Raw genomic sequence first — 13392 nt, 5'->3', positions numbered from 1 at the left:
CCAAATTCCTGGCACAAAAAAGCCCGGTAACCATTGCTTACCGGGCGACGGGCGGCGCGAGAGCTTAGCGCTTCAGCGAATCGCGAATCTCCCGCAGCAGTTGAATGTCTTCCGGCGTGGCCGGCGGCTCGGCCGGCGCGGCCGCGGCTTCAGGTTCGCGCTTGAGGCGGTTGATCTGCTGAATCATCAGGAAGATGACGAAGGCCAGGATGATGAAGTTCAGCGACACGGTCAGGAAGCTGCCGTAGGCCAGCACGGCGCCGGTTTTCTTGGCTTCGGCCAGCGTCGTGGCCGTCTGGCCGGCCAGCGGGATGAAGTAATTGCTGAAATCCAGGCCGCCGAAGATCTTGCTGACGACCGGCATGATGACGTCGCCGACCAGGGAGTCGACGATCTTGCCGAAGGCGCCGCCGATGATCACGCCGACCGCCAGGTCGACGACATTGCCTTTGACGGCGAACTCCTTGAACTCGGAGAAGAAACTCATGCGGGGCTCCTGGATGGCGATGTCTGTGAGATGACTCGGACGGATGTTGGCGCCAAGTCCGGCGAGCTAGAAGGCGGGTAAACCTGCGGTCGGTCGTCGCTTGGCCGAGCCTCGGGTAAGCGTCCGTTAGAATCCTGGGCTGCCCCTGATCAGAAGTCTCTTTAGAGGACCCTCATGAGTGACCAGCAAGTGGACCAAGGCAAGCGCACCTGGTTGATTGCAACCGGTTGCGCCGGCGCCGTTGGTGGCGTTGCGACTGCCGTGCCCTTCGTCAGCACTTTTGCGCCGAGCGAGCGCGCCAAGGCCGCTGGTGCCCCCGTCGAGGTCGACATCTCCGGCATCAAGCCCGGTGAGAAGCTGACCGTCGAATGGCGTGGCAAGCCGGTCTGGATCGTGCGCCGCACGCCGGAACAGCTCGAGGCCCTGAAGAAGAACGACGGCCAGCTGGCCGACCCGAACTCAGACCGCAAGGCCTTCCCCATCCCCGACTACGCCAAGAACGAGAACCGCTCGATCAAGCCCGAGTACCTCGTCGTCGTCGGCATCTGCTCGCACCTGGGCTGCTCGCCGAGCGACAAGTTCGCAACCGGCGCCCAGCCCTCGCTGCCGGATGACTGGGCGGGCGGTTTCCTGTGCCCCTGCCACGGTTCGACCTTCGACATGGCCGGCCGCGTGTTCAAGAACAAGCCCGCGCCCGACAACCTCGAAGTGCCGCCATACATGTATCTGTCGGACACCCGGCTGGTCATCGGTGAAGACAAGAAGGCCTAACGGAGCACGGGACGAGACATGGCTGAATTCAAAGAAGCACCCGCAGGCGCCTCGGCAGGCGTGAAGACCATGACCTGGCTGGAGAACCGGTTCCCGACCGCGTTCGACGCCTACAAGGTCCACATGTCGGAGTACTACGCGCCGAAGAACTTCAACTGGTGGTACATCTTCGGCTCGCTGGCGCTGCTGGTCCTCGTGATCCAGATCGTCACCGGCATCTTCCTGRTGATGMACTACAAGCCCGAYGCSGSSCTGGCCTTCGCGTCKGTCGAGTACATCATGCGCGAYGTGCCCTGGGGCTGGCTGATCCGCTACATGCACAGCACGGGCGCCTCGGCCTTCTTTGTCGTTGTCTACCTGCACATGTTCCGCGGCCTGMTCTACGGCAGCTACCGCAAGCCGCGTGAGCTGGTCTGGATCTTCGGCTGCGCGATCTTCCTGTGCCTGATGGCCGAAGCCTTCATGGGCTATCTGCTGCCATGGGGCCAGATGAGCTACTGGGGYGCCCAGGTSATCGTSAACCTGTTYGCYGCCRTSCCYTTCRTCGGCCCKGACCTGGCGCTGMTGATCCGCGGCGACTAYGTGGTYGGCGACGCGACSCTGAACCGCTTCTTYRSYTTCCACGTCATCGCCGTGCCGCTGGTGCTGCTGGGCCTGGTGGTTGCCCACCTGCTGGCCCTGCACGACGTCGGTTCCAACAACCCCGACGGCGTCGAGATCAAGAAGCACAAGGACCCGAAGACCGGCATCCCGCTGGACGGCATCGCCTTCCATCCGTTCTACACGGTGCACGACATCTACGGCGTCTGCATCTTCCTGATGGCCTTCACCGCCATCCTGTTCTTCGCGCCGGAACTGGGCGGCTACTTCCTGGAGTACAACAACTTCATCCCGGCCGACCCGCTGAAGACGCCGGCGCACATCGCCCCGGTCTGGTACTTCACGCCGTTTTACTCGATGCTGCGCGCGACGACCGACACCATGGTCAACGTGCTGTGCGGCGTCGTCGCCGTCGCGGCCGTCGTGAGCTTCCTGAAGGGCAAGTTCGGCGGTGCCGCCAAGGTGGCCCTGCTGGTGGCGGCCGCCGTGCTGATCTTCCTGCTCAAGGTCTTCGACGCCAAGTTCTGGGGCGTGGTCGTSATGGGTGGYGCGGTCATCATCCTGTTCTTCCTGCCMTGGCTGGAYCACAGCCCGGTCAARTCSATCCGCTACCGCCCYGACTGGCACAAGTATGTGTATGCCGTCTTCGTCGTCTTCTTCCTGTGGCTGGGCTACCTCGGCATCCAGCCGCCGAGCGACGTGGGCACCTTGGTCGCCCAGGTGGGCACCTTGTTCTACTTCGGCTTCTTCCTGCTGATGCCCTGGTGGAGCCGCCTCGGCACGCCCAAGGCCGTGCCGGACCGTGTGACCTTCCACGCCCACTGAGCCGCGGAGCAACAACACCAATGAAAAAGCTGATCGCTCTCCTGCTGGCCACCCTGGGCTTCGTGGGTGCCGCCCAGGCCAACACCGGCGGCATCGAGTGGGACAAGTTCCCCAAGGAAAAGATGTCGGACATGGCGGCGCTGCAAARCGGTGCCAAGCTGTTCGTCAAYTACTGCCTGAACTGCCACTCGGCCGCCTACATGCGCTACAACCGCATGCGCGACATTGGCCTGTCCGAAGCCGACATCAAGAACAACCTGCTGTTCGCGGCCGAGAAGGTCGGTGAGACCATGAAGGTCAGCATCGACCCCAAGGACGCCAAGGCCTGGTTCGGCGCCAACCCGCCCGACCTCAGCGTCATCGCCCGCTCGCGTGCCGATGGTGCCAAGGGCTCGGGTGCGGACTATCTCTACACCTACATGCGGAGCTTCTACCGCGACGACACCAAGGCCACCGGTTGGAACAACATGGCCTTCCCCAGCGTCGCGATGCCCCATGTGATGTGGGAGCTGCAGGGCCAGCGCGCCGCCAAGTTCGAGGAAGTGGCCGACCCGCACGACCACGACAAGAAGACCCACGTCTTCGCCGGCTACCAGCAACTGACGCCCGGCACGCTGTCCGAGCGCCAGTACGACGAAGCCGTGGCCGACCTGGTTGCCTATTTGCAGTGGATGGGCGAGCCCGCGCAGGGCCAGCGCTTTCAGCTCGGCGTGATCGTGCTGATCTTCCTGTCCATCCTGACCGTGTTTGCCTGGCGACTGAACGCCTCGTACTGGAAGGACGTGAAGTAAGCCCGTCCATCCCGGCACCGCTCTCGGGCGGTGTCGAAACACGCAGTGGGGCGCGCTTGTAGCCACCCACTGCGTTTGCTTTTTCAGCGCGGCCCCAGCCGTCGCGCGTTTTTGATTGACTGACCCCTCGGGAGCCCAAGCCATGATGGTCCTTTACTCCGGTACCACCGACCCCTACTCGCACCGCTGCCGCTTCGTGCTGTTCGAGAAAGGCATGGACTTCGAAATCCGTGACGTTGACCTGTTCGCGAAGCCCGAAGACATCGCTTTGATGAACCCGTACAACGAGGTGCCCATCCTSGTCGAGCGCGACCTSATCCTGTACGARTCGMACATCATYAACGAGTACATCGACGAGCGCTTYCCGCACCCGCARCTSATGCCCGGCGACCCGGTKGMCCGTGCSCGCGTGCGCCTSTTCCTGCTGAACTTCGAAAARGARCTGTTCGCCCACGTGAACATCCTCGAGGGCCGCGGCACGACGACCAAGGCGACCGACAAGCAGCTTGAGAAGGCCCGCTCGCAGATCCGCGACCGCCTGACCCAGCTCGCGCCGATCTTCCTGAAGAACAAGTACATGCTGGGCGACGACTTCTCGATGCTCGACGTGGCCATCGCCCCGCTGCTGTGGCGCCTGGACTACTACGGCATCGACATGTCCAAGAACGCGCTGCCGCTGCTCAAGTACGCCGAGCGCATCTTCAGCCGCCCGGCCTACATCGAGGCGCTGACGCCCTCGGAAAAGGTCATGCGCCGTTGATTGCCCACCCCGAAGCGCTGTGCGCTTCCCCCTCAAGGGGGCGCCGTCAGTGGCCCGGCAAAACCGGTTCCATAGCGGCCGCGGGGTCTACAGACCGTATTGCACCCTGACCGGGTTGACTGTCGTACATGGATAAATCGCAAGGAGTTGAAGGCGGGGCGGGCAATGGCACGTCCACCCGCCCGTACCTGATCCGCGCGCTGCACGACTGGTGCACGGACAACGGCTTCACGCCCTATATCGCGGTCCACGTCGATCGTTCGGTGCAGGTGCCGATGGAGTACGTGTCCAACAACGAGATCGTGCTGAACGTCGGCTTCGATGCCACCAGCGGACTGGATCTCGGCAACGAGTTCATCCAGTTCAAGGCGCGCTTCGGCGGCGTCGCGCGAGAGATCGTCGTGCCGGTGGATCATGTTGTCGCGATCTACGCCCGCGAGAACGGCCAGGGCATGGCCTTTCCGGCGCCCGAGGCGCTGGCCGAAGGTGCACCGCTGCCCAGCCCGGCGCCGCAGGAGCCGCGCCGCAGCGGCCTGCGTCTGGCCAGCGAAGCCAGCGACGACGAGGGCGATGACACGCCCCCGCCACCCGACGCGCCCAGCGGTGGCCCGCGGCCTTCACTCAAACGGGTGAAGTGAGCGACTAGAATCTCGCCTGTTTTTCGCCGGCTTAGCTCAGTTGGTAGAGCAACCGCCTTGTAAGCGGTAGGTCATCAGTTCGAATCCGATAGCCGGCACCAATCAAAAACCCACTGTCTCGCGACAGTGGGTTTTTTCATGTGCGCCTATTTCTGGATCAGCTTCACGCGGATATGTCCAGGCAGCCCGGCCTGGGCCAGCAGGGCTTCCAGCCGGGGCAGCAGATGGCGCAGCTTGGCGGCGACGGCCGCGTTGGCGGCCAGCAGGCTCCAGCCTTCTTCGTCCAGCGGCCCGGGTTGCAGGCTGGCCAGCAGATTGCCCGGCAACGCGGGCCCGATGATGCGCAGCCGCCGCCGTGACGCCTCCAGGCGCGCATTGAGCTGACTCAGGCCCTCGTGAGCACGCAACGCGTCGGCCACCGGTGTCGGCGACGGGACGCTGACGCGCACGCTCTTGGGAGCAAGGTAGCGGGGCGGGGTGGCCATAGCCGCAGTGTAGTGAGGCGGCGATCCTGGCCAAAAGCCCACTGCTAAACTGCGCCGTTTTGCGCGGCCGGGCAAGTCCGTCTTGCAATGCCTCGCCGTGCCCTCAGATTCGCGCCTCCCACCGGTTGGACAGCCCGCCCGGTGCCGCGCAGCTCCTCATTCCTCGCAGCATGTTGCCCAAGCTTCTCACCTCGATTTTCGGTAGCCGCAATGAGCGTTTGCTCAAGCAGTACCGCCGCACCGTGCAGCAGATCAACGCGCTGGAGCCGAAGTACGAGGGCTTGAGCGACGACGAATTGCGCGCCCAGACGGCTGAATTCAAGCAGCGCATCGCTGCCGGCGAGACGGTCGACGACATCCTGCCCGAAGCTTTCGCCGTCTGCCGCGAAGGCAGCAAGCGCTCGCTGAAGATGCGCCACTTCGACGTGCAGCTGATCGGCGGCATGGTGCTCAACGACGGCAAGATCGCCGAAATGCGCACCGGCGAAGGCAAGACGCTGATGGCCACGCTGCCGGTCTACCTGAACGCGCTGACGGGCAAGGGTGTCCACGTCGTCACGGTGAACGACTATCTGGCGCGCCGCGACGCCGAGTGGATGGGCAAGCTCTACACCTTCCTCGGGCTGTCGGTCGGCATCAACCTGCCGCAGATGCCGCGCGAGCAGAAGCAGACCGCCTACGCCGCCGACGTCACCTACGGCACCAACAACGAGTACGGCTTCGACTACCTGCGCGACAACATGGTCTACGAGACGGCCGATCGCGTGCAGCGCGGCCTGTCCTACGCCATCGTCGACGAGGTGGACTCGATCCTCATCGACGAGGCGCGCACACCGCTGATCATCTCGGGCCAGGCGGACGACCACACCGACGTCTACAAGCGCATCAACGCCGTCGTGCCCAAGCTGAAGAAGCAGATCGGCGAGCTCGACCCGCGCACCGGTGAAGGCGTCATCGAGCCGGGCGACTTCACGGTGGACGAGAAGTCGCACCAGATCCACCTGACCGAAGACGGCCACGAGGTTGCGGAGGCGCTGCTGACCGAGGCCGGCCTGATCCCGGAAGGCGCGAGCCTGTACGACGCGGCCAACATCACGCTGATGCATCACCTGAATGCAGCGCTGCGGGCCCACCACGTCTATCACCGCGACCAGCATTACGTCGTGCAGAACGGCGAGGTCACCATCGTCGACGAGTTCACCGGCCGCCTGATGAGCGGGCGACGCTGGAGCGACGGCCTGCATCAGGCTGTCGAGGCCAAGGAAGGCGTGGAGATCCAGGCGGAGAACCAGACGCTGGCCTCGATCACCTTCCAGAACTACTTCCGCATGTACGGCAAGCTGTCGGGCATGACGGGCACGGCCGACACCGAGGCCTATGAGTTCCAGGAGATCTACGGCCTCGAGACCGTCGTCATCCCGCCGAACCGCCCGACCATCCGCAAGGACGAGCTGGACCTGGTCTACAAGACCGACAAGGAAAAGTACAACGCCGTCATCGAGGACATCCGCGCCTGCCACACGCGCGGCCAGCCGGTGCTGGTGGGCACGACGTCCATCGAGAACTCCGAGCTGATCTCCAAGCTGCTGGACCAGGCCAAGCTGCCGCACAACGTGCTGAACGCCAAGCAGCACGAGAAGGAAGCGCAGATCGTCGCCCAGGCCGGTCGCCCGGGCGTCATCACCATCGCCACCAACATGGCCGGCCGCGGCACCGACATCGTGCTGGGCGGCAACGTCGAGAACCAGGTCAAGTTCCTCGAGGCCGACGAGGCGGTCCCCGCCGACGAGAAGGCGCGCCGCATCCAGCAGCTCAAGGACGAGTGGCAGGGCCTGCATGACAAGGTGCGGGCCGAGGGTGGCCTGCGCATCATCGCGACCGAGCGCCACGAGAGCCGCCGCATCGACAACCAGCTGCGCGGCCGTGCCGGCCGCCAGGGCGACCCGGGTTCTTCGCGCTTCTACCTGTCGCTGGACGACCAGCTGATGCGCATCTTTGCCGGTGAGCGCGTGCGCGCCATCATGGACCGGCTCAAGATGCCCGAAGGCGAGGCCATCGAGGCCGGCATCGTCACGCGCAGCATTGAAGGCGCCCAACGCAAGGTCGAGGCGCGCAACTTCGATATCCGCAAGCAGTTGCTCGAGTACGACGACGTCTCGAACGACCAGCGCAAGGTCATCTACCAGCAGCGCAACGACATTCTCGAGGCCGATAGCCTCATCGCCCAGATCGCTTCGCTGCGCGAGTCCACGCTGAGCGATGTCGTGCGCACCTTCGTGCCGGCCGAGAGCGTGGAAGAGCAGTGGGACCTGCCCGGTCTGGAGCAGGTGTTGCAGGGCGAATGGCAGATTGGCCTGTCACTGACCGAACTCGTCAAGAAGAGCGACTCGATCACCGACGACGACATTCTGGAAACCGTCACCAAGGCCGGCGACGAGCTCTTCCAGGACAAGCTCGAGCGCGTCGGCATCGATCAGTTCAACCCCTTCATGCGCATGGTGCTGCTGCAGAGCATCGACCAGCGCTGGCGCGAGCACCTGGCCGCGCTGGACTATCTGCGCCAGGGCATCCACCTGCGCGGCTACGCCCAGAAGAACCCCAAGCAGGAATACAAGCGCGAAGCCTTCGAGCTGTTCTCCCAGCTGTTGGACCTCGTGAAGATGGAAGTCACCCGCACGCTGATGAATGTGCGCATCCAGAGCCAGGAAGAGGCCAGCCAGGCCGCCGAGGCCATGGAGCGCCGTGCCGAAGCGGTGTCCAACGTGACCTACCAGCACCCCAACGAAGACGGCTCCATCAGCCAGGACGTCGACCCCGCCACGCTGCTGGCCGAATACGGCCACGTGGGCCGCAACGACCCCTGCCCCTGCGGCAGTGGCAAGAAGTTCAAGCTCTGCCACGGCAAGCTGGCCTGAGTTTTCCTGGTCGCATCCCGCCACGGGCCGGCTTTGCCGGCCCGTTTTCATTGGTGGCTCGCCCCGCGCAGTCCACCCATGTGGGGGGAAAAGCGTGCGTTTGGGCACATCCCGCCGCCTGCGCCACGCGCATGAGGGGTGCTCGGACCGCTCTCACCCCCCTAGAGTGCAGTCATTCCCCGGCGAAACTCCGGGTAGACCCGAATAGAGAACCTGAAAGTACGTGATGAAAACGTTGTCTAAAGCGCTCGCCGCCCTCAGTCTTGTTGCCGCTGCATGCAATGCGACCGCAGCGGTGACGCCGGTGTCGTTCAGCTTTTCCAACGACGCCATCATGTCCAACGGCGCAGGTGCCGCGCAGTTCAACGACATCTTCGGTTTCACCTTGAACGGTGTGACGCTGATGGGCGGCAGCGTCATCACGTTCTCGGCCGAAGACCAGGCCAGCGTCGACATCACCTCGGCCTACCTCACCCAGGGTGGCACGTCCGTCGCGCTGACGCCGGTCGGCGCCGGCATCGACGTGGACAACGACATCTTCGGCATCGAGACCTGGACTCTGGGCCAGCAATGGCTGTCGGCGGGCGCCTGGCAGCTGCACGTCCTTGGCGCCGGCTTCAGCGCCAAGGGCTTCGAGGGCTACACCGCCACGCTGGAAGGCAGCACGTCGACCACCGAGTTGCCCGAGCCCACCGCCCTGGCCCTGGTGGCCGTGGCCCTGGCCGGAATGAGCCTGTCCCGTCGCCGCGCTCGCTGAGCCGCGTCCAGCCGCCCCAATCACGAAAGCAGTCCAACCATGTTCAAGCCTCTGACCCTCGCCGCCGCCCTGCTGATGAGCGCTTCGGCATTCGCCGCCGACACCGTCAGCATCCGCTTCGTCGACCGTGATGCCGGCGATCCGGCGCTCACCACCTCGCTGACGACCAACTACGTCACCGGTGGACTGAACTTCACGGATGCCGCCACCGGCAGTTTCCTGGCCTACTGCATCGAGCCGACCCAGTCCTTCGCGCTGAGCTTCAAGAGCGACGGCGTGACGCCCAACTTCAAGACCTACACGGTCGGCAGCTTCAGTGGCAGCCAGGACACACTGCTGCAGGCGCTGTACTCCAGCAAGTTTGCTTCGGTCCACTCCGGCAACCAGCAAGCCGCCTTCCAGCTCGCAGTCTGGGAAATCATGCGCGAGAGCAGCGGCACGCTCAGCGTTGCCCAGGGTAGTGGCAGCTTTTTCCTGAAGACGGAAGGTGCCACCGGCCAGCAAAATGGCATCAACAATTCGGTGCAGGCCCTGGCCACCAACTACCTGGCCGCCGCTCAGAGCTACGAGGGTCCGGCGCTGTACAGCCTGACCAAGCTCAGCAACGCCAGCTACCAGGACCTCGTCGTCGCAAGCGCCGTCAACGCGGTCCCCGAGCCCGAGACCTATGCCCTCTTCCTGGGCGGCCTGGGCGTCATCGGTCTGCTGGCCCGCCGCCGCCTGCCGCGCTGATCCACTTTCAGCTCCTTGCAAAGGCTCCCTCGGGAGCCTTTTTCACTTCTTAGAATCCTCGCGCTTTCCCTGACACCAACCGAGCGCGCCATGCCCGTCAATCTCACCGCCCCCGATCCCGCCTCCCTGTTGCCCGTGCCGGGCGTGCGCCTTGGCGTGACCATGGCCGGCGTGCGCAAGGCCAACCGGCGGGACCTCAGCGTCATCGCGCTGGAAGAGGGCGCCGCGGTCGCCGGCGTCTTCACGACCAACCGCTTCTGCGCCGCTCCCGTGCAGCTTTGCCGCGAGCATCTGGCCGGCGGCTCGGCCATCCGCGCATTGCTGATCAACACCGGCAATGCCAATGCCGGCACCGGTGCCGACGGACTGGCCCGTGCGCGCCAGACCTGCCAGGCCCTGGCCGGCTTGATCGGCTGCCAGCCAGAGCAGATCCTGCCCTTCTCGACCGGCGTCATCATGGAGACCCTGCCGGTCGACCGCATCACGGCCGGCCTGCCCGCGGCGCTGGCCGCGCTGAAGGCCGACAACTGGGCCGAGGCTGCCGCCGGCATCATGACGACGGACACCCTGCCTAAAGCCGCTTCACGCCGCATCGAGATCGGCGGCGTGCCCGTCACCCTGACCGGCATCTCCAAGGGCGCCGGCATGATCCGGCCGAACATGGCCACCATGCTGGGCTTCGTCGCCACCGACGCCAACGTCGCCCCGGCCCTGCTGCAGCCGCTGGTGAAAGAAGCGGCCGACGCCTCCTTCAACCGCATCACCATCGACGGCGACACCTCCACCAACGACTGCTTCATGCTGATTGCGTCGCGCCGCGCGGCGCATGCCGAGATCACGTCGCTGGACAGCGCCGAGGCCAAGACGTTGCGCGAGGCGCTGATCGCGCTGGCCCAGGAACTCGCGCAGGCCATCGTGCGCGACGGCGAGGGCGCGACCAAGTTCATTGCCATCACCGTCGAAGGCGGCCGTGACGAGGCCGAGTGCAGGCTGGCGGCCTATGCCATCGCCCACTCGCCGCTGGTCAAGACGGCCTTCTTTGCCAGCGACCCGAACCTCGGCCGCATCCTGGCGGCCGTCGGCTATGCCGGCATTGGCGACCTGGACCAGGGCCTGATCGACCTGGACCTGGATGACGTTGCCGTGGTGCGCCAGGGCGGGCGCCTGACGACCTATCGCGAGGAAGACGGCCAGCGCGTCATGAAGCAGTCCGAGATCACCATCCGCGTCGGCCTGAACCGCGGTTCGGCCAGCGCCACCGTCTGGACCTGCGACCTCAGCCACGACTACGTCAGCATCAACGCGGACTATCGAAGCTGAGGGTTATTGCTGTCAGGGCTTCATCGCATGACGATCGGCGCCGCCTGCGGGCGGCGCTGACAATCCGCGGCTTCACGGAACACATCCCGGACACCGCTCGATGAAGCTCACCTTGTCTGCCATCACCCTCGCAGCCGTTCTCGCCACCAGCGCCCAGGCCCAGGGCCTCAGCTATCCCGCCACGCGCAAGGTCGACCAGGTCGACGCCTATCACGACACGGCTGTCGCCGACCCCTACCGCTGGCTGGAGGACGACAACAGCGCCGAGACCAAGGCCTGGGTCGTCCAGCAGAACGAGGTCACCGACAAGTTCCTGGCCGCCATGCCGCAGCGCCTGCCGGCGCGCCGCATCTACACCGAGCTCTACAACTTCGAGCGCTTCGGCATCCCCTTCAGCGAAGGCGGCCGCTATTTCTGGACCCGCAACGACGGCCTGCAGCAGCAGAACGTCCTCTACACGGCCAAGTCCCTGGCCGACACGCCGGTCGTGGCGCTGGACCCCAACCTGCTGTCCAAGGACGGCACCGTGGCACTGAGCGGCGTCGTGCCCTCGCGCGACGGCAAGTTGCTGGCCTATGGCATCGCCGGTGCCGGCTCCGACTGGCAGACCTGGAAGGTGCGTGACCTGGCCACCGGACAGGATCTCGCCGACACCATCGAATGGGTCAAGTTCAGCGGCGCCGCCTGGACGGCCGATGGCAAGGGCTTCTTCTACGCCCGCTATGACGCGCCCAAGGAAGGCGACAAGCTCAAGGGCGCCAACTACTTCCAGAAGCTCTATTACCACCGCCTCGGCACGGCCCAGAGCGAGGACCTGCTCGTCGCCGAGAACCGCGACGACAAGGAGTGGGGCTTTGGCACCGAGGTGTCGGACGACGGCCAACTGCTGGTCATCAGCGTCTGGAAGAGCGCCGGCAGCAAGAACGGCCTGATGGTGCTGCCCCTGCCCAAGGGGGCTTTTGCCGGCGGCAAGCCCCAGCCCATCACGCTGGACTTCGACGCCCAGTACACCCCTGTCGCCGCCGTCAACGGCAAGCTGATCGTCAAGACCGACAAGGGCGCCCCGCGCGGCAAGCTCGTCGCTGTCGACCTGAAGAACCCGGCGCAGGCCAATTGGAAGACGCTGGTGCCCGAGGGCCCGGATGCGATGACGGCAGCCTCTGCCGTCGGCGGCCGTTTCCTGTTGAGCTATCTGCATGACGCTGCGACCCTCGTGCGCGTGCATGGCGCCGACGGCAAGCAGCTCAGCGAGGTCAAGCTGCCCGGCATCGGCACGGCTGGCGGCTTCGGCGGGCGCTGGAGCGACAGGGAAACCTTCTTCAGCTACACCAGCCTGACCACCCCGGCCGAGATCCATCGCTACGACGTCAAGACCGGCAAGATCAGCCTGTTCAAGCGTCCCAAGACGGCCTTCAACCCCGATGAGTTCGAGACCCGCCGCGAATTCGTCACCAGCAAGGACGGCACCCGCTTCCCCATCTTCATCGCCGCGAGGAAGGGCCTGAAGTTCGACGGCAGCAACCCGACCCTGCTCTACGGCTATGGCGGCTTCGACATCTCCATCACCCCGGGCTATGGCGTGACGGCCGCGACCTGGATGAGGATGGGCGGCGTCTACGTCATTGCCTCCATCCGCGGCGGTGGCGAATACGGCTCGGCCTGGCACGAGGCCGGCACCAAGCTGAAGAAGCAGAACGTCTTCGACGACTTCATCGCCGCCGGCGAATGGTTGATCAGCCACAAGGTCGCCAGCCCCGCGACGCTGGCCATCAACGGTGGCAGCAACGGCGGCCTGCTGGTCGGCGCGGTCACCAACCAGCGCCCCGACCTGTTCGCGGTCGCCGTGCCGCAGGTCGGCGTGATGGACATGCTGCGCTACCAGAACTTCACCATCGGCTGGGCCTGGGCTACCGACTACGGCACCAGCGCCGACAGCCCGGAGATGTTCAACGCGCTGCGCGCCTACTCGCCGGTGCACACCATCAAGAGCGGCGCCAAGTACCCGGCCGTGCTGATCACGACCGGCGACCATGACGACCGCGTCGTGCCGGCGCACAGCTTCAAGTACGCCGCCACGCTGCAGGCCGCCGACACGGGTGCGGCTCCGAAGCTGATCCGCATCGAGGTCAACGCCGGCCACGGCGCGGGCAAGCCGACATCCAAGATCATCGAGGAGCGCAGCGACATCCTGGCTTTCATTGCCAACACGATGAAGTTGGAAGTCAAATAATGAGACCCCTCGTCCGGCCTCGCGCCGCTGAACGCGGGCGAGTCCAGCCGGTCCCCCGAGGTGACGGCGATGCTTGCGGCG

12 protein-coding genes and 1 tRNA gene are annotated in these 13392 nt (G+C 65.2%); 11 read left to right on the top strand and 2 right to left on the bottom strand.

Annotated elements, in window-relative coordinates:
- Positions 1-64: 64 nt before the first annotated feature.
- Complete coding sequence (mscL, locus tag ACXJKM_RS07905) at positions 65-487, bottom strand: large conductance mechanosensitive channel protein MscL (RefSeq protein ID WP_056192848.1); 423 nt, start codon at positions 485-487, stop codon at positions 65-67.
- Between the two features lie 174 nt (positions 488-661).
- On the opposite strand from mscL, the gene petA reads away from it, so the two are divergent.
- The 6 genes from petA (at position 662) to ACXJKM_RS07875 (ending at position 4973) form a co-directional block, all read left to right on the top strand.
- The gene (gene petA, locus ACXJKM_RS07900; RefSeq protein ID WP_056192837.1) at positions 662-1258 is read left to right on the top strand and encodes a ubiquinol-cytochrome c reductase iron-sulfur subunit; all 597 of its coding nucleotides are present in this window, start codon (positions 662-664) and stop codon (positions 1256-1258) included.
- An 18-nt stretch (positions 1259-1276) separates the two neighbouring features.
- Entirely contained in the window at positions 1277-2683 is a 1407-nt protein-coding gene (locus ACXJKM_RS07895; RefSeq protein WP_457351458.1) for a cytochrome b, read from the top strand.
- Between the two features lie 20 nt (positions 2684-2703).
- The gene (locus ACXJKM_RS07890) at positions 2704-3474 is read left to right on the top strand and encodes a cytochrome c1 (protein ID WP_457351456.1); all 771 of its coding nucleotides are present in this window, start codon (positions 2704-2706) and stop codon (positions 3472-3474) included.
- 142 nt (positions 3475-3616) lie between these two features.
- The gene (locus tag ACXJKM_RS07885) at positions 3617-4234 is read left to right on the top strand and encodes a glutathione S-transferase N-terminal domain-containing protein (protein WP_457351454.1); all 618 of its coding nucleotides are present in this window, start codon (positions 3617-3619) and stop codon (positions 4232-4234) included.
- A gap of 128 nt (positions 4235-4362) precedes the next feature.
- Positions 4363-4872 carry a ClpXP protease specificity-enhancing factor gene (locus tag ACXJKM_RS07880; protein WP_056192817.1) on the top strand — a complete coding sequence of 170 codons (510 nt, stop codon included), beginning with the start codon at positions 4363-4365 and terminating at the stop codon, positions 4870-4872.
- 25 nt (positions 4873-4897) lie between these two features.
- Positions 4898-4973 (top strand) — tRNA-Thr (locus ACXJKM_RS07875).
- A gap of 45 nt (positions 4974-5018) precedes the next feature.
- Here ACXJKM_RS07875 and ACXJKM_RS07870 read toward each other — a convergent pair.
- The gene (locus tag ACXJKM_RS07870) at positions 5019-5357 is read right to left on the bottom strand and encodes a hypothetical protein (RefSeq protein WP_157256508.1); all 339 of its coding nucleotides are present in this window, start codon (positions 5355-5357) and stop codon (positions 5019-5021) included.
- A 170-nt stretch (positions 5358-5527) separates the two neighbouring features.
- Between ACXJKM_RS07870 and secA the strand changes: the two genes are divergently transcribed.
- From secA to ACXJKM_RS07845, 5 genes are all read left to right on the top strand, one after another.
- Positions 5528-8272: a preprotein translocase subunit SecA gene (gene secA, locus ACXJKM_RS07865; RefSeq protein ID WP_056192814.1), complete on the top strand. Its 2745-nt coding sequence runs from the start codon at positions 5528-5530 to the stop codon at positions 8270-8272.
- A 226-nt stretch (positions 8273-8498) separates the two neighbouring features.
- A complete protein-coding gene (locus ACXJKM_RS07860; RefSeq protein ID WP_157281139.1) occupies positions 8499-9029 on the top strand; it encodes a PEP-CTERM sorting domain-containing protein in 531 nt (176 codons plus the stop codon).
- Between the two features lie 39 nt (positions 9030-9068).
- A complete protein-coding gene (locus ACXJKM_RS07855) occupies positions 9069-9761 on the top strand; it encodes a PEP-CTERM sorting domain-containing protein (protein WP_457351452.1) in 693 nt (230 codons plus the stop codon).
- Between the two features lie 90 nt (positions 9762-9851).
- On the top strand, positions 9852-11081 hold the full coding sequence (gene argJ / locus ACXJKM_RS07850) for a bifunctional glutamate N-acetyltransferase/amino-acid acetyltransferase ArgJ (protein WP_457351450.1): 1230 nt from the start codon (positions 9852-9854) through the stop codon (positions 11079-11081).
- Between the two features lie 100 nt (positions 11082-11181).
- Positions 11182-13311 carry a prolyl oligopeptidase family serine peptidase gene (locus tag ACXJKM_RS07845; RefSeq protein WP_457351448.1) on the top strand — a complete coding sequence of 710 codons (2130 nt, stop codon included), beginning with the start codon at positions 11182-11184 and terminating at the stop codon, positions 13309-13311.
- Positions 13312-13392 lie beyond the last annotated feature (81 nt).

It is taken from the genome of Roseateles sp. P5_D6 (genome assembly GCF_054049415.1).
This window is presented reverse-complemented; position numbering and strand designations above follow the sequence as displayed.